The organism is uncultured Citricoccus sp. (assembly GCF_937871995.1).
In the GTDB taxonomy this organism is placed as follows: domain Bacteria; phylum Actinomycetota; class Actinomycetes; order Actinomycetales; family Micrococcaceae; genus Citricoccus.
In genome coordinates this window covers 10,432-26,305 of record NZ_CALMQR010000031.1, presented here as the reverse complement: position 1 = coordinate 26,305, position 15,874 = coordinate 10,432, and the positions used below count along the sequence as shown (strand labels likewise).

The 15,874-nt window shown below is 72.6% G+C and carries 15 protein-coding genes; 10 read left to right on the top strand and 5 right to left on the bottom strand.

Annotated elements, in window-relative coordinates; all coding sequences use genetic code 11:
• Positions 1 to 10: 10 nt before the first annotated feature.
• Genes Q0283_RS02680 through Q0283_RS02670 form a run of 3 tightly spaced genes read right to left on the bottom strand, consistent with a single transcriptional unit; the run spans position 11 to position 3,816 of the window.
• A complete protein-coding gene (locus Q0283_RS02680; RefSeq protein ID WP_298042704.1) occupies positions 11 to 1,177 on the bottom strand; it encodes an NDMA-dependent alcohol dehydrogenase in 1,167 nt (388 codons plus the stop codon).
• A 14-nt stretch (positions 1,178 to 1,191) separates the two neighbouring features.
• A complete protein-coding gene (locus tag Q0283_RS02675; protein ID WP_183530432.1) occupies positions 1,192 to 2,682 on the bottom strand; it encodes an aldehyde dehydrogenase in 1,491 nt (496 codons plus the stop codon).
• A gap of 24 nt (positions 2,683 to 2,706) precedes the next feature.
• On the bottom strand, positions 2,707 to 3,816 hold the full coding sequence (locus Q0283_RS02670; RefSeq protein ID WP_183530430.1) for an NDMA-dependent alcohol dehydrogenase: 1,110 nt from the start codon (positions 3,814 to 3,816) through the stop codon (positions 2,707 to 2,709).
• 340 nt (positions 3,817 to 4,156) lie between these two features.
• Between Q0283_RS02670 and Q0283_RS02665 the strand changes: the two genes are divergently transcribed.
• The 3 genes from Q0283_RS02665 to Q0283_RS02655 are packed head-to-tail and all read left to right on the top strand — an operon-like array spanning position 4,157 to position 6,602.
• Complete coding sequence (locus Q0283_RS02665; RefSeq protein ID WP_298042700.1) at positions 4,157 to 4,948, top strand: 3-oxoacid CoA-transferase subunit A; 792 nt, start codon at positions 4,157 to 4,159, stop codon at positions 4,946 to 4,948.
• A complete protein-coding gene (locus Q0283_RS02660; protein WP_183530426.1) occupies positions 4,945 to 5,622 on the top strand; it encodes a 3-oxoacid CoA-transferase subunit B in 678 nt (225 codons plus the stop codon). Before Q0283_RS02665 ends, Q0283_RS02660 begins: the two co-directional genes overlap by 4 nt.
• Before the next feature lie 44 nt (positions 5,623 to 5,666).
• Positions 5,667 to 6,602, top strand: a complete 936-nt coding sequence (locus Q0283_RS02655; RefSeq protein ID WP_298042697.1) for an SDR family oxidoreductase — start codon at positions 5,667 to 5,669, stop codon at positions 6,600 to 6,602.
• Positions 6,603 to 6,757: 155 nt separating this feature from the next.
• On the opposite strand, the gene Q0283_RS02650 is transcribed toward Q0283_RS02655, so the two are convergent.
• Positions 6,758 to 7,672: an SDR family NAD(P)-dependent oxidoreductase gene (locus Q0283_RS02650; RefSeq protein ID WP_183530422.1), complete on the bottom strand. Its 915-nt coding sequence runs from the start codon at positions 7,670 to 7,672 to the stop codon at positions 6,758 to 6,760.
• 30 nt (positions 7,673 to 7,702) lie between these two features.
• Positions 7,703 to 8,695, bottom strand: coding sequence for an SDR family NAD(P)-dependent oxidoreductase (locus Q0283_RS02645; RefSeq protein ID WP_298042694.1), 993 nt, complete (start codon positions 8,693 to 8,695; stop codon positions 7,703 to 7,705).
• Positions 8,696 to 8,942: 247 nt separating this feature from the next.
• On the opposite strand from Q0283_RS02645, the gene mftG reads away from it, so the two are divergent.
• The 7 genes from mftG (at position 8,943) to Q0283_RS02610 (ending at position 15,856) form a co-directional block, all read left to right on the top strand.
• The gene (gene mftG, locus Q0283_RS02640) at positions 8,943 to 10,589 is read left to right on the top strand and encodes a mycofactocin system GMC family oxidoreductase MftG (protein ID WP_183530418.1); all 1,647 of its coding nucleotides are present in this window, start codon (positions 8,943 to 8,945) and stop codon (positions 10,587 to 10,589) included.
• Positions 10,590 to 10,724: 135 nt separating this feature from the next.
• Positions 10,725 to 10,847 carry a mycofactocin precursor MftA gene (gene mftA, locus Q0283_RS02635; RefSeq protein ID WP_221243873.1) on the top strand — a complete coding sequence of 41 codons (123 nt, stop codon included), beginning with the start codon at positions 10,725 to 10,727 and terminating at the stop codon, positions 10,845 to 10,847.
• Positions 10,847 to 11,176 (top strand): mycofactocin biosynthesis chaperone MftB, encoded by a 330-nt coding sequence (gene mftB, locus Q0283_RS02630; RefSeq protein ID WP_298042690.1) that lies wholly within the window; start codon positions 10,847 to 10,849, stop codon positions 11,174 to 11,176. The genes mftA and mftB overlap by 1 nt, the downstream gene beginning before the upstream one ends.
• Positions 11,173 to 12,405, top strand: a complete 1,233-nt coding sequence (gene mftC / locus Q0283_RS02625; protein ID WP_183530131.1) for a mycofactocin radical SAM maturase — start codon at positions 11,173 to 11,175, stop codon at positions 12,403 to 12,405. Before mftB ends, mftC begins: the two co-directional genes overlap by 4 nt.
• Before the next feature lie 30 nt (positions 12,406 to 12,435).
• Positions 12,436 to 13,629 (top strand): pre-mycofactocin synthase MftD, encoded by a 1,194-nt coding sequence (gene mftD / locus Q0283_RS02620; RefSeq protein WP_183530129.1) that lies wholly within the window; start codon positions 12,436 to 12,438, stop codon positions 13,627 to 13,629.
• A complete protein-coding gene (mftE, locus tag Q0283_RS02615; protein ID WP_221243872.1) occupies positions 13,626 to 14,375 on the top strand; it encodes a mycofactocin biosynthesis peptidyl-dipeptidase MftE in 750 nt (249 codons plus the stop codon). Before mftD ends, mftE begins: the two co-directional genes overlap by 4 nt.
• A complete protein-coding gene (locus Q0283_RS02610) occupies positions 14,372 to 15,856 on the top strand; it encodes a glycosyltransferase (RefSeq protein WP_298042682.1) in 1,485 nt (494 codons plus the stop codon). The genes mftE and Q0283_RS02610 overlap by 4 nt, the downstream gene beginning before the upstream one ends.
• Positions 15,857 to 15,874 lie beyond the last annotated feature (18 nt).

The window sequence follows — 15,874 nt, the reverse complement described above, 5'->3', positions numbered from 1 at the left end:
GGTGTCTCCCCTAGTCGTGGACGATGATGCCGCGGATGTTCCGGCCCGCGAGCAGGTCCTCGTATGCCGTGTTGACCTCGTCGAGGGCGTACCGGCGCGTGATGAGCTCCTCGAGCTTGAGGTCCCCGGACCGGTACAGGCCCAGCAGCTTCGGGATGTCGTGGAGCGGATTGCAGTCCCCGAACAGGGCACCGCGGATCTGGCGCTGATAACTGATGAGCATGCCGGCGTGGATGGTGACGGCCTGCTCGTTGAGGTGCCCCACCGAGGTGATGGTCAGCTTGCCGCCCTTGCCGGTCATCGCGATCCCGGCGTTGGCCATCTCCTGGGTGACGACGTCCGCGGTGATGATCACCTTGTCCGCCAGCTGGCCCCAGGTGGTCTCCACGACGAAGTCGTGGGCCTCCTGCGCCGTGGCGAAGGCATGGGTGGCCCCGAACAGTTCCAGTGCCGAATCCCGCTTGAACGCCACGGGGTCGACGACCACGACGTTCTTGGCCCCGGCGTAGCGGGCCCCCTGGACGGCGTTGGACCCGACGCCACCGGCTCCGAAGATCACGACGGTCTCCCCCGCGCGGACCTCGGCGGCGTAGACGGCGGACCCCCAGCCCGTGGGGACGCCGCAGCCGACGAGGGACCCGAGCTCGAAGGGGATGTCGTCCGGCAGCGGGACCACGGCGTACTCGGAGACGACCGTGTACTGGGAGAACGTCCCCAGGGTGCAGAAGCCGCCGACGTCCTCGCCGGCCTCGTCGTGGAAGCGGAACGTGTCGTCCAGGAACATGCCCGTCCCGGCGTTGAGCCCCTTGACGCACATGTTCTGGTGTCCGGTCGAACAGGGACGGCAGTAGCCGCACGCCGGGATGTAGGCGCACACCACGCGGTCCCCCGGCCTGACCCGGGTGACGCTGGGACCCACCGACTCCACCACGCCGGCGCCCTCGTGGCCGCCCACGATCGGGAAGCGGACCGGGGCGTCCCCGGCCGTGATGTGGTGGTCCGAATGGCACAGCCCCGCGGCGTGCAGGCGGACGCGGACCTCGTGCTCCTTCGGGGGGTCCAGCTGCAGTTCGGTGATCTGCCAGCCCTCGTGGGGACCGCGGGCGACGGCGGCCCGCGTGGTGAGGGTCGTCGACCCGGCCTCGTCGGTGGCGACGGAAGACGTCGTCATGGCCATGGTGGTGGCTCCTTTCAGTTCCCGGGGCGCACGGCGCCACGCATCGAGACGGTCTTGACCTGCGTCCAGTTCAGGACGGCGTCAGCGCCCATGGTCCGGCCGAAGCCACTGTTCTTGTATCCGCCGAAGGGCCCGCCGATGACGCCGGCGCCCAGGGCGTTGTTGACGCCGACCTGGCCGGCCTGCAGGGCCCGGGACATCCGCACCGCGGTGCCCACGTCCTCGGTCCAGACCGAGGCGACCAGACCGTACTCGACGCCGTTGGCCACCTCGACGGCCTCGTGCTCGTCGTCCACCGGGATGACCGAGAGCACCGGGCCGAAGATCTCCTCCTGGGCGATGGCCATGTCCGGGCTGACGTTGTCGAAGAGGGTCGGGGTGACGAAGAACCCGTCCCCGAAGTCGCCACCGGAGGGTGCGTCCCCGCCCAGCACCAGGTCGGCCCCGCCGGCCCGGCCGGCCTCGATGTAGCCCATGACGCGTTCGTGCTGGCGCCCGTTGATCAGCGGCCCCATGTTCACCTTCTGGTGCCAGGGTCCCACCGTGACCTCCTGCATCGCGGCGGCGAGGCGCTCCACCATCTCCTGGTGGACGCTGCGGTGCACCACCACCCGGGAGCCCGCGGCACAGATCTGGCCGGTGTTCAGGGTGATGCCGGTGGCGATCGCCGGTGCCGCGACGGAGAGGTCCGCGTCCGGGAAGATCACCTGCGGTGACTTCCCGCCGAGTTCCAGGTGGAGGGGGATGAGGTTCCGGGCGCAGGCCTCCATCACCGTCGACCCGGTGGCCGGGGAGCCCGTGAACCCCACCCGCCGGATCCCGGGATGGTTCGGGATGGCGGCCCCGGCCTCGGAGCCGAAGCCGGTGACCACGTTGATCACGCCCCCGGGGATGCCGGCCTCCTGGGCGAGCCGGGCCAGGGCCAGTGGGGCCAGGGGGGCGTCCTCGGCCGGCTTGATGACGATCGTGTTCCCCGCGGCGATGGCGGCGGCCACCTCGTTCGTGAACATCGGCCCGGGGGCGTTCCACGGGATGATGGCCCCCACCACGCCGTAGGGCTCGCGGAGGGTGAAGCCGAGGACGTCCGGGGAGTAGGTCGGCAGGGAGACACCCTGGACCTTGTCCGCCTGGCCGGCGATGAAGCGGATCATCCCGGCCAGCGGCGAGGGGCCCCAGTGGGGACGGCCGACGTCGCGGGACTCGAGCTGGTCGAGCACCTGGGCGTTCTGCTCCACGAGTTCGGCCCAGCGGTAGAGCAGGCCCGCTCGGGCCGTGGCGTTGAGGTCCCGCCAGGCCGGCAGTGCCCGCTCGGCCGCGCGGACGGCGTCGTCCACGTCCTCGGCGGTCCCCCGCGGCACCCGCCCGAGGACCTCGCGGTTGGCGGGATTGATGACCTCGATGGACTCACCGCCGGCGGCGGGGACCCACTCGCCGCCGATCAGCTGGACATTGTCCTGGAGCAACGGGGTGTCGAGTGCTTCCTGGGGGTCGATGACTGCAGTCATGGTGTTCTCTCTCTCGCGCTTCGATCAGTGCTCGATGGTGATGATGCCGCGGATGTTCTTGCCGTCGAGCATGTCCTGGTATCCCTCGTTGACCTGGTCCATGCTGTAGCGGTTCGTGATGAGCTCGTCGAGCTTGAGCTTGCCGTTCTGGTACATGCTCACCAGGCGGGGGACGTCGTGCAGCGGGTTGCAGGCGCCGAAGATGGCGCCCTGGATCCGCCGCTGGAAGCCGATCAGCATGCCCGGGTGTTCCCTGATGGACCCGTTGCCGACGGCGGTGATGGTGACCTGCCCGGACTTGCCCACGATGTTGATGGCGTCGTGGATGACCTCGTCGTGCAGGCTGCCGACCGTGATGATGGCGTGGTCCGCCAGTTCCCCCCAGGTCGACTCGATGACGAAGTCGGTGGCCTCCTGGGCGGTGGGGAACACGTGGGTCGCCCCGAACTCGAGGGCCTTGTCCCGCTTGAACTCCACGGGGTCCACCACCACGACGCGCTGGGCACCGGCCATGGCCGCCCCCTGGACCGCGTTCATGCCGACGCCGCCCGCACCGAACACCACCGCGGTCTGGCCGGCCTCGACACCGGCGGCGTGGACGGCGGAGCCCCAGCCGGTGGGCACGCCGCAGCCGACCAGGCAGGCCACGTCGAAGGGCAGGTCCTGCGGCACCGGGATCACGGAGTACTCGGAGACCACGGTGTACTGGGAGAAGGTTCCCAGCACGCAGAGCCCGCCGAAGTCCACGCCGTCCTGGTGGAACCGGAACGTCCCGTCCGGGAATTCACCGGTGGCCGCGTTCTTGCCGGAGTCGCAGAGATTCTGGCGCCCGGTGGAACAGTAGCGGCAGGACCCGCAGGCGGGAATGAAGGAGCACACCACGTGGTCGCCGACGCTGACACGGGTGACCCCCTCGCCCACGGCGTCGATGATGCCGGCGCCCTCGTGTCCGCCGACCACGGGCATCCGCATGGGGGCGTCACCCTTCTGGATGTGGTCGTCGGAGTGGCACATCCCGGCGGCCATCATCTTGATGCGGACCTCATTGGCCTTGGGCTCATCGAGGTCGAGTTCGGTGACTTCCCAGGGCTGTCCGGGCTCACGGCACACGACCGCCCGAGTCTTCATGCTCATGGGACCCCTTTCTGACTGAAGCTGGCGTGGTCCGGACGCTGACGGCCTCGGCCGCCTCCGCACCACCGGAGGATGGACCTACCGTCGCCCAGGTGTGACGCCCATCACCAGCGCCCTTCCGTGGCGCGGAAGCAGGCCGGCGCTTCGGACCACGGTGGTGGGTGGCGGGCCGAGCGGTCGTCCTGGGGCCCCCGGGCCCCGACCCGCTCCCGGGGTTCTGTCCGGTGGAAAGGGTGCTGTGCGCGCACCGGTGCGCGGGTTCACTGTCGGAGACGGGCCGTGGCCTGGACCACCTCGGACGTCCCCTCCCGAGGCCATGCACGATGAACGGAGAGCCGAAGTGATCGACAAGTTCCGCCAGGACCTGCACGGGCACCTGGACGCGGTGCCCGACGGCGCCACCGTCGCGGTCGGGGGCTTCGGCGCCTCCGGCCGTCCCGATGCCCTGCTGAACGCGCTGTGCGACCTCGGCAAGACCGAGCTGCACCTGTACGTCAACAACGTCGGCGAGGACTTCAAGGGCGTGGGCCGGTTGCTCCGGGAGGGCCGGTTGCGCCGGCTGACCGCGTCCTTCCCGATCCTGCCGGAGTTCTACGCGGAGTACTTCGCCGGTCGCGTCGAGTTCGAGCTGGTCCCCCAGGGCACCCTGGCCGAGCGCATGCGCGCCGGCGGGGCCGGCATCGCAGCCTTCTACACCCCTTCCGGGGCCCGGACCATGCTCTCGGACGGGGAGTTCGCCCTGTCCTACCGGGACGGACACCCCCACGCTCGGGTCGAGCCGAAGGAGACCCGTGACTTCGACGGCCGTCCCCACGTGCTGGAACGGGGCATCCGCGCCGACGTCGCCCTGGTGAAGGGACACCGCGGGGACCGCAAGGGCAACATCCGGTTCCGCCGCTCGGCGCGCAACTTCAATCCGCTGGCCGGGATGTGCGGCCGGCTCACGTTCGTCGAGGTCGAGGAGCTCGTGGACGTCGACGTCCTCGACCCGGACGACATCCACCTGCCGGGCGTCTTCGTGGACCACGTGGTGATGACGGCCGCAGCAGTGCCCGCCACGGCGCACATCGTGCGCACGGTGCCCGGTGACCACCACGACACCACCATCCCGACCGCCGAGGAGACGCGATGAGTCCGACCCCGACCGAGACCGCCCCGGCCCCGCCTCGCGGGTTGACCCGTGACCAGGTGGCCGCCCGGGTGGCCCGGGACCTGATCGACGGCTACACCGTCAACCTGGGTGTGGGCATCCCCCTGGCCGTGCCCCACTTCATCCCGGAGGACGTCGAGGTCGTCCTGCACGCCGAGAACGGCGTGCTCGGCCTCGGACCCCACCCGGGTGAGGGTCATGAGGACCCGGACCTGACCGACGCGGGGAAGAAACCGGTCTCCCTGCGGCCGGGGGCGGCGATCGTGGACTCGGCGATGTCCTTCGCCGTGATCCGGGGAGGCCACCTGGACGTCACGATCCTGGGTGCCCTCCAGGTCTCCGAGACCGGGGACCTGGCCAACTGGTACGTTCCCGGACGCAATCCCGCCGTGGGCGGGGCGATGGACCTAGTGGCCGGGACGCCGCAGGTGTGGATCTGCATGGAGCACGTCGACCGGCAGGGGCTGCCGAAGCTGGTGAGGCAGTGCACGTTCCCGCTCACGGGTGCGCGCGTCGTCACCCGCGTCTACACCGACCTCGCCGTGTTCCACGTGGAGGACGGTGGGCTGGTCCTCGTGGAGTGCGCCCCCGGCGTCAGTCCCGAGACGGTCCGCCGGCACACGGCCGCCGAGTACACCGAGCGGCTGGCCGGCTGAGACCGCCACGACCGGATCATCGCGAGCGCAAGGAGAGACCACCCATGGACCAGCTCGAGGGAAGGGTCGCCGTCATCACCGGCGGCAGCAGCGGCATCGGCCGCGGCATCGCGTCGGCCTGCCTGGAGGCCGGGATGCGCGTCTACGTCACGGGGAGGACACCCGGGCACCTCCGGGAGACGGTGCAGGACTTCACCGCCCGCGGTCTCGACGCCCGCCCCCTCCAGGTGGACGTCACCGACCTGCCCGCCATGCTGGAGGCGGCCGCGCGGGTGGAGGAGGAGACCGGCGGCATCGACCTGCTGGTCAACAACGCGGGGATCGGCCTGACGGGTCCCGTCAGCGCCGCGACCGCCGCGGACTGGGACTGGCTCATCGACGTCAACATCAAGGGCGTTGGCCACGGGCTGCAGGCCTTCCTGCCCCTCCTGCGGCGGGAGAGCCCGGGGCGGACCGGGGCGCACATCGTCAACACCTCGTCCATGGCCGGGCTGATGCCGATCGTCGCCGGTCTCTACTCGATGACCAAGGCGGCGGTGATCGCCCTGTCCGAGGCCCTCCACATCGAGCTGGCACCGGAGGGCATCGGGGTCAGCGCCTACTGTCCCGGTCCGACGCACTCGAACATCGCCGCGGCCGTCGCCAATCGCCCCGCCGGCTACGGCCCCTCGGGGTACGAGCGGCCGGACCCCGGTCACCTGGAGGCCGCTGCCGGGCAGCCGTACATGAGCGCCGAGGAGGCCGGGCGGCGGGTCCTGGCCGGAGTGCGCCGCGGGGACCTGTTCATCCTGACCCACCCCGAGTTCCGGGACGGCGTGGTCGACCGGCACCGGACCATCGAGGACGCGTTCCCGGACGAGCGCCTCGACGCCGAACGGGCGGCGGCCATCCCGTTCCTGACCTCGTCCCCCGTCTACGGACAGGACCACCGGCTGCCGCCCCCGGTCCACCCGGGACAGGCCGTGGACCTCACCCCCTGAGTGCCCATGCGGCCCCGCGAGTGCCCGCCCGCGGGCCGCATCACCGGCCACCGGTGCACGGACGCACCGCGGACACCGGCGTGCGACGGGCGGCCGGGATGCCCGGCCGCCCGTCGCGGTCGGTTGCGGGCCCCTCCCCAGCCGGACCGCGGCGCTCAACCGCGCAGGTCGAGGGGAACCACGGGGACCGGCCCGGCGAGCTCCGCCGGCCCTGCCGGGTGGTAGGCGAAGTTCTTGGCCCGGGCCCCGCCGTCGACGACCAGGTCCGTGCCCGTCACGAGCCGCGCGTAGTCCGAGGACAGCCAGGCCACGGCGTGGCCGATGTCCGTGGGCGTGCCGGTGGTGCCCATCGGGACCAGCGCGGGACGGTCACCGCCCCACCGGCTCGGGCGCCGCCACGGTTCCCCGCCCTCGGCACCGCCCAGTCCCGTCCCCCGGGGTGGCGGGCCGTCCAGCACGCCGCGCGCCCCGGCCGCCAGCAGGTCCGGATTGTCCGGGGTCGGCGCGGTGGGCGTGAAGCCGTTGACCCGGATGCCGTAGGGGGCCAGGTCCATGGCCGCGGCGCGGACGAAGTTGTTCACCCCGCCCTTGCAGAAGGCATAGGCGATCACCCCCGCCGTCCCGCTCCATCCGTTCGACGAGGAGACGCAGACGATCGACCCCCGGATCCCGCGCTCGGCCATCGCCCGGCCCACGTGCTTGGTGTTGAGGAAGTACCCCAGCGAGGAGACCCGCACCGCACGCTCGTAGGACTCCGCGTCCTCGTCGAGCACGCCGCGCCCGCCCAGCAGGGCGGCATTGTTGACGAGGATGTCGATCCTCCCCCACCGCCGGAGCACGGCGCCGACGTACTCGCCCACCTGCGCCTCGTCGGTCACGTCACCGGGTGCCGCCATGGCCTCGCCGCCATGGGCCTCGATACGGGAGATGCAGGCGTCCATCGACTCCGCGGAGACGTCGTTGCACGCCACCTTCGCACCGTAGCGGGCCAGGGCGAGCGCGATGCCACTGCCGATGTTGGGACCACAGCCGGTCACCAGGGCCACCTTGCCGTCGAGGTTCAGGTCCATCAGGACTCCTTCTGTCAGGGACGTGCGTGTTCAGACGGCGCTGCCGAGCACCGGCTCGGGCCGTCGCAGGGGGAATGGGCTCAGCCCGCCCCCGTCCACCGGAATGGCCTGGCCGGTGACGTACCCGGCATCGGGAGAGGCGAGGAAGGCCACGAGGGCACCGATGTCCGCCGGCATCCCCACCCGTCCCACCGGGATGGCCCGGCCGCGGGCCGCCATGGCCTGCGCCAGGTCGAGGTCGGCCACCGGGTCCAGGACGGCCCGGCTCGTGGCCACCAGCCCGGGGCAGACGGCATTGACGGTGATCCCCCAGGGCCCCAGGTCCATCGACAGGGCCCGCGTCATCCCGATCACGGCGGCCTTGGAGGCCGAGTACGCCACGGAACCCGGTGCCGCGGTGAGCCCGGCCATCGAGGAGACGTTGACGATCCGCCCGTATCCCTGGGCGCGCATCAGGGGTACGGCGGACCGGCACATCCAGTAGGTGCCGCGGACGTTCACGTCGATCTGGAGGTCGAAGGCCTCGTCGGGCACGTCCTCCACGTCCTGGCGGTCCACACCCTGCGGCGCGGCGGCGTTGTTCACCAGGATGTCGAGCCGGCCGTGGACCTCCCGGACGGTGTCGAACAGCCGATCGACGTCGTCACGGACGGAGATGTCGGCCAGCACGGTCTCGACCCGGGCCCCGGCCCGGCCCAGGTCCCCGGCGAACTCCGCCAGGCCCGACGGCGGCGCCTCCCCCCGCCGTCGCTGGCGTTCGTTGGCCACGCCGCGCGGTTCGCGGTCCGTCAGGACGAGGGCCGCGCCCCGCGCGGCCAGCTCCCGGGCGATACCCTGACCCATCCCGTCGGGCTTGCCGCATCCCGTGACCAGCGCGACCTGACCGGCCAGGCTCCCGTGGGCACCCGCACCGGCCGGACCGCCACCGGAGGGCGGCGTGCCCTCACCAGGGTGTCCTGCACGGCCCTCGGTTGCACCCTCGGTGGTGTTCTTGTCCACGTTCTCGTCCACGTTCTCATCCACGTCCGCCACGGTAGGCCCGGCCCCGCGCGCCCGGTGCCCGCCTTCCCCCCGGTGGAAGGCACCGCGCACCACCGGCGTCCATCCGCGAGGATCGGTCACGGGCCGCCGGCCTCCCCCTGGCCGCCCGGGGACCGCGGACCGGGCCGGTCCCGCCTCGGGGTGCGGAAGGGGTGGCGACGGCAGGCAGTGACTGCAGGCGCGGACCGCGGGCGGTGACGGTGAGACGGTGACGGCGGGCGGAGGACCGATGACGGCGACAGAGCGGCACGAGTACGACATCGTGGTGGTCGGAGCGGGTGGGGCCGGCGCGCCCTTCGCCGCCCGCGCGGCCGCCCTGACCGGGGCACGGGTGCTGGTGCTGGAGGCGGGCCCGGTCCCGCGGGACGCGTCCGGTTTCCCGCCGGAGGTTCTCGACGCGGCGGCCCTGCCGACCGTGGCCGGACGCGGCGCGCACACCAGCTGGTTCCCGGCGGAACTGGCACCCGGCACCCCGGCGGACATCGGCCGGGGCGCCGGTGCCGGCGGATGCACCGCCGTGAACGGCGCCTACTTCGTCTGGCCCCGCCTCACGGACCTGGACCGCTGGTCCGCCGCCGGCAACCCCGATTGGGCCCCGGAACGGGTGGTGCCGGTGCTGCGCACCCTGGAGGACGACACGGACTTCGGAGACACCGGGCGGGGCGGTGCCCGCCCGGGAACGGTGGTCCACGGATCGGCCGGTCCCGTGCCGGTCAGCCGGGCCCGCCTCGACCGTTCCCCGGTGGCGCAGGCTTTCTCCGAGGCTGCGGACGACCTGGGATTCGCACCGGTGACCGACCTGAACGACCCCGCCGTGGCCGAGGGGCATGGACCGCTGCCGCTCAACGTCCGCGACGGCGTGCGCATGAACACGGGACTGACCCACCTGTTGCCGGCCCTGCGGGAGGGACACATCACCGCCTGGGGTGACACCACCGTGCGGACGATCCTCCTGGACGGGAACCGGGCCGTGGGGGTCGAGGCCGAACGCGACGGACAGCCGGTCCGCGTCCACTGTGACGAGGTGGTCCTGGCTGCCGGTCCGCTCGCCACCCCCCATCTGCTCATGCTCTCCGGGATCGGCCCGGCGACCGCGCTGCGCCGGGCCGGGGTGCCCGTGGCCGTGGACTCCCCCGGGGTCGGCGCCTCCTTCAGCGACCATCCGGACCTGATGGTGACCGTCCCGCTGCGCCGTCCGGTGCCGAATCCCGACCGCCTGCTCTTCGGGTGGGCACTGCACCTGTCCGGTGAGTCCACGGCCACGCCCGGAGACGTCGAGGTCCTGCCCATGCTGCGCTCCTTCGGCGCGCTGGCCGGGGCCCCCGATGAGTCGGGTGACCTGGCCGTGATCGTCGCATTGCAGCGACCGGAGAGCCGGGGGGACCTCACCCTGGAGTCCGCGGACCCACGCCGACCGCTGCGGATCCGGCACCGCCACCTCTCCACCGAGCATGACCGCGCCCGCCTGCGCACCGGACTCAGGACGACCCATGCGCTCCTGAGGTCCGGTCCGCTGGGAGACCTCCTGGACGCCGGCCGCCTGGAGGATCTGCTGCCTGCGAATGATGCCGCCCTGGACTCCTGGATGGCCCGGAACCTGGGCACGGCCGTGCACACCGCGGGGACGGCACCCATGGGGCCGCCCGAGAGCCCCGGCAGCGTCACCGACCAGCAGGGCCGCGTCCACGGGGTGGAGGGGCTGCGCATCGTGGACACCTCCGTGCTCCCGGACGTGCCCAGCCGCGGGCCGGCCTCCACGGCGGCGCTGGTGGGCACGCACATGGCGACCCTGAGGGGTACGGACACCCGGTCTCGGAGCACCACGCCACCGGGAGGCTTCCATCACGCGGAAGCCACCCTTGGGCTCCGGATGTGATCTCCCTAACATCGAGGTCAGGGCGATCAGCCCCTATGGCGATAGGCACCAGGGCGGAGAGGGCGCACAGCCCCCCACCGGCGTCCTTCCGGTCCCGTCGCCGCCCGGCGAACGATCCCAGAGAGGTCACATCCCATGGCATCCCCGATGGCACCCCAGCACCAGGACGACGTCCAGCCCGCCGACGAGACCCCGGCCGACACCCTCGGCGAGCTGATCGAGGAGGTCTCGATCGACGGCATGTGCGGGGTGTACTGATGTCCACCCCGGTCCAGGCCGCTCCCGCCCTGGACGTGACCGCCAGCCCGTGCCTGGCACGCAGCGTGTCCGTCCGCCCCGAGCGCTTCGGGGCCCTGCTGTACGACTTCCGCACGCGCACGCTGATGTTCCTGAAGTCCCCCCGGCTGGCCCACGTGGTCCGCCTGATGGACGGCACGACGACGGTCGGGGACTGCATGGACCGGGCCGGGGTTCCCGCCGAGGAGCGCGGACCGTTGTTGCAGGTGCTGCACCACCTGCAGCGCATCCGGATGCTGACCGACCACGCCCTGCCCGAGGGCGGGCCCGAGGAAAGAGACACCCCATGACCGCACCGGCCCTGGACCGCCGGCCTCAGAACCGGCTGGTCGACCACTTCGAGCAGGGACTGGACGCCCCGATCTGCCTGACCTGGGAGCTGACCTACGCCTGCAACCTGTCCTGCGCCCACTGCCTGTCCTCCTCCGGACGCCGCGACCCCCGGGAGCTGACCACCGAGCAGTGCGAGGCCGTCATCGACGAACTGCAGCGGATGGGGGTGTTCTACGTCAACATCGGTGGAGGCGAACCCACCGTGAGACCGGACTTCTGGCACCTGGTGGACTACGCCGTCGCCCACCAGGTCGGCGTCAAGTTCTCCACCAACGGCGTGCGGATCACCCCGGAGAACGCCCGCCGCCTGGCCGCCACGGACTACGTGGACGTCCAGGTGTCCCTGGACGGCGCCACCGCGGAGGTCAACGACTACATCCGTGGCCCGGGCTCCTACGACACGGCGCTGCGCGCGCTGGCCAACCTGCACGAGGCAGGGTTCCGGGACGCCAAGGTCTCGGTGGTGGTCACCCGCCAGAACGTGGGCCAGCTGGACGAGTTCAAGGCGATCGCGGACCGCTACGGTGCCACCCTGAGGCTCACCCGGCTGCGCCCCTCCGGACGCGGGGCGGACGTCTGGGACGAGCTGCACGTGCTGCCCGAGCAGCAGCAGGAGCTCTACCGGTGGCTGGTGGCCCACGGTGAGGACGTGCTCACCGGGGACTCCTTCTTCCACCTGGCCCCACTCGGTGGCCCGCTGCCCGGGCTGAACCTCTGCGGCGCCGGCCGGGTGGTGTGCCTCATCGACCCCATCGGTGACGTCTACGCCTGCCCCTTCGCCATCCACGACGAGTTCCTTGCCGGCAACGTGCTCGGTGAGGGCGGGTTCGCCGGTGTCTGGCGCGACTCCGGACTGTTCCGGGAGTTGCGGAACCCCCAGTCCGCCGGGGCCTGTTCGTCGTGCCCCTTCTTCGACTCGTGCCGCGGCGGGTGCATGGCGGCCAAGTTCTTCACCGGCCTGCCCATGGACGGCCCCGATCCGGAGTGCGTCCTGGGCCACAGCGAGACCGCCCTGCTGGGACAGCGATCCGTCCCCCCGGCGAGCCAGGACCACTCCCGGCCGTTCGCCACGCGCAACGAACCGGTCCTGGTACAGCTGCAGCGCCGACGGCCCGATGCCCCGCCGGTCTCGGCCTGTGCCGAGAGCCCCCTCGCCGGGTTCCAGCCGGCCCCCACCCTGCGCTGAACGCGCACCAGACCCGCAAGCAGGAGAACCATGGCAACACGGCTTTCGACCCCCTGGACCAAGAACCCCTGGTTCGAGACGGTGAGCGAGGCGCAGCGGCGGGCACGCAAGCAGCTGCCCTCGCCGGTCTACTCGGCGCTGCTCGCGGGGTCCGAGGCCGGTGTGACGGTCACGGAGAACGTCGCCGCCTTCTCCCGCCTCGGCCTGCGACCGGTGACGGTCGGCCAGACGAGGGGGCATGACCTGGCCACCTCCGTCATGGGCGTCGACCTCTCGATGCCGGTGATGATCTCCCCCACCGGGGTGCAGGCCGTGCACCCCGACGGTGAGGTCGCGGTGGCGCAGGCCGCCCGGAACCGCGGCACGGCGATGGGGTTGAGCTCGTTCGCGAGCAAGCCGATCGAGCAGGTGATCGCCACCAATCCGGACCTGTTCTTCCAGGTGTACTGGACCGGTTCGCGCGAGGACATGGTCCGGCGCATCGAGCGGGCCCGGCAGGCCGGGGCCAAGGGCCTGATCCTCACCACGGACTGGTCCTTCTCCGTGGGGCGCGACTGGGGCAGCCCGGAGATCCCCGAGCGGATCGACCTGCGCTCCGCCCTGCGGCTGGCGCCCTCGGTGGTGACCAGGCCCCGGTGGCTGGCGTCCTTCCTCGCCAACGGCGGGATCCCGGACCTCACCGTGCCCAACCTGGTCGATCCGGGCCAGCTCGGCCCGACGTTCTTCGGCGCCTACGGTGAATGGCTGCAGACGCAGCCTCCCACGTGGCAGGACATCGAGTGGATCATCCGCGAGTGGGGTGGTCCGACCATGGTCAAGGGCGTCATGCAGGTCGAGGAGGCCCGGCGGGCGGTCGACGCCGGCGCCACCGCGATCTCCGTGTCCAACCACGGCGGCAACAACCTGGACAGCACGCCGGCCGCCATCCGCATGCTGCCGGCCATCGCCGAGGCCGTCGGCGACGAGGTGGAGGTCCTGCTCGACGGTGGGGTGCGCCGCGGTTCCGACGTGGTGAAGGCCGTGGCCCTCGGTGCCCGCGCCGTCATGATCGGCCGCGCCTACCTCTGGGGCCTGGCCGCCAACGGCTCCTCCGGCGTGGAGAACGTCCTGGACCTGATGCGCTCGGGCATCGAGGCCTCCCTGACCGGCATGGGCGTCGGGTCCATCCACGACCTGGGCCCGGAGCACCTCGTGGTGCCGGACGACTTCGCCCTCTCGCTGTGACCACCCCCTCCGCACGGGCGATGCCGTCGACCGCGACGCCCACCGGGGCCGTCGGCCTCGAGGCGCGCACGTCCGCGGAGTCGGGAGGGTCGCCGATGCTGCTGGTGCCGCTGGGATCGGTGGAGCAGCACGGCCCGCACCTGCCCCTCGGCACGGACAACGTGATCGCGGGGGAGGTCTGCCGGCGCGTCGCCCCGCGGCTCGGACCGGACTGGGTCCTGGGGCCGCTCATCCCGTTCGGATGCAGCGGCGAGCATGAGGGCTTCGCCGGCACCGTGTCCATCGGGCGGGCCCAGCTCGTCGGGTACCTCGTGGAACTGGTGCGGTCCGCCACCCGCTGGACGCGGGGCGTCCGGTTCGTCACGGGACACGGCGGCAACGTCCCCTCCCTCATCGAGGCGTGCGGACTGTTGGCGTCAGAGGGCCGGGACGCGGCGTGGACCGGCATGGAGCTGGCCGGAGCGGACGCCCATGCCGGGCACACCGAGACCTCGCTGATGCTGCGGTTGCGCCCGGGCCAGGTGCACCACCGGGCGCGTGAACGCGGCCGGACCGATCCGGTCGGGGACCTCATGCCCCGGCTGCGGGAGCATGGTGTCGCCGCCGTCTCCCCCAACGGGGTGCTCGGGGACCCGACCACGGCGACGGCGGCGGCCGGTGACGATCTGTTCGACCGGTTGTGCTCGACGGTGCAGGAGCGGCTGGTGCAGGGCCGGGTGGGCCAGGGCGGGCGTCTCGTGCGATGACCGTGTCCGCGCCCTCCGAGACCCCCCTGCCGGAGGGGTTCCGCGTGCGCCTGACCGCGCGGCACCACCGTCACGGCGTCCTGGAATCGTCCCTCCGGCCCGCCGTGGCCAGGATGAGCCCGTCGGTGCGTGCGCTGCTGGAGGGTGACTCGGTGCGCGTGGGCGAGGACGTCGGCACCGGGGTCGTGCGCCGGCTGATGGAACTGGACATGGCCGTGCCCTGGCCGGATCGGCTCCCCGCGGCACCGGCCCTGGAGGACCTCACGGTCGTGGTCCCCGTGAGGGACCGCCCGGCCGGACTGGACCGCCTGCTCCGCGCCTTGGCCCCCCGCGCCCGTGACGACCGGGCCGCCCCGGGTCCCCCCGTGCCGGTGGTCGACGACGCCTCCGCGGACCCGCGGTCGATCGACCGGGTCGTCCGGGCCCACGGGGCCCGCCTGCTGAGGCTGCCGGCCAACCGGGGGCCGGCCGGCGCCCGCACGGCCGGGATCGCGACGGTGTCCACCCCCTACGTGGCGTTGGTGGACTCCGACGTGACCCTCGGGCCGGCGGATCTGCGCCGGTTGCTCGCCGAGCTGGCGGACCCGCTGGTGGCCGCCGTCGCACCCCGGGTCCGCGCGCACTCCACGCCGGCAGCCCATCCCGTGGTGCGCTACGACCAGAGGTGGGGTGCCCTGGACCTCGGGACGGTGCCCGGCCTCGTCGGACCGGGCCGCCGGGTCTCCTACGTCCCCACCGCCTGCTGGGTGGCCCGGACGGAGGTCCTCCGGGGCGGATTCGACGAGACCCTGCGCGTCGGCGAGGACGTCGACCTGGCCTGGCGGCTGGTGGACCGGGGCTGGTGGGTCCGCTACGTCCCGGAGGTCGTGGTGCGGCACGCGAGCCGGCCCGGCCTGCGCGCCTGGTGCCGCCAGCATGCGGGCTACGGCGAGAGCTCCGGTCCCCTCGCCCGGCGGCACGGCCCCCTCCTGGCCCCGGCCCGGTACACGGTGGGCGGACTGGTGGTCGCCGCCTGCCTCGTCGCCCCCGCGGGATGGTCCACCGCCATCCCCCCGGGCGTGTTCGCCGTGACCGCGCTCCGGTTGCGCGGCCGCCTGGCCCCATTGGGCCTGCCGCCGCGGTCCGTGCTGCGCCTGGCCGCCGCCGGGCTCCGGGCCAACCTGGAGCAGAGCTCGGCCCTGGTGGCCCGCTACTGGTTCTGGCCCCTGGTCCTGGCAGCACCGTCCTCGCGACGGGCGCGGCGCCTCCTGGTGCGTGGCGTCGCCGTGGACCTGGCCCTGCGCCTGCGCCATCCGGCCGACCTTCCCCTGCTGGCCCTGCGGGTGGTCGAGAACGCCGCCTTCGCCTGGGGGACGGTGCGCGGCCTGGCCCGCGGAGGATCGATGAGGGCCCTGCTGCCGGTCCTCATCGGCAGCCGCGCGGGCCCACGGGGGTCCTCGGGACGACGACGGCCCGCGCGACAGAAATACCTATCAAGATAGTTATTCGTTGAATACGAT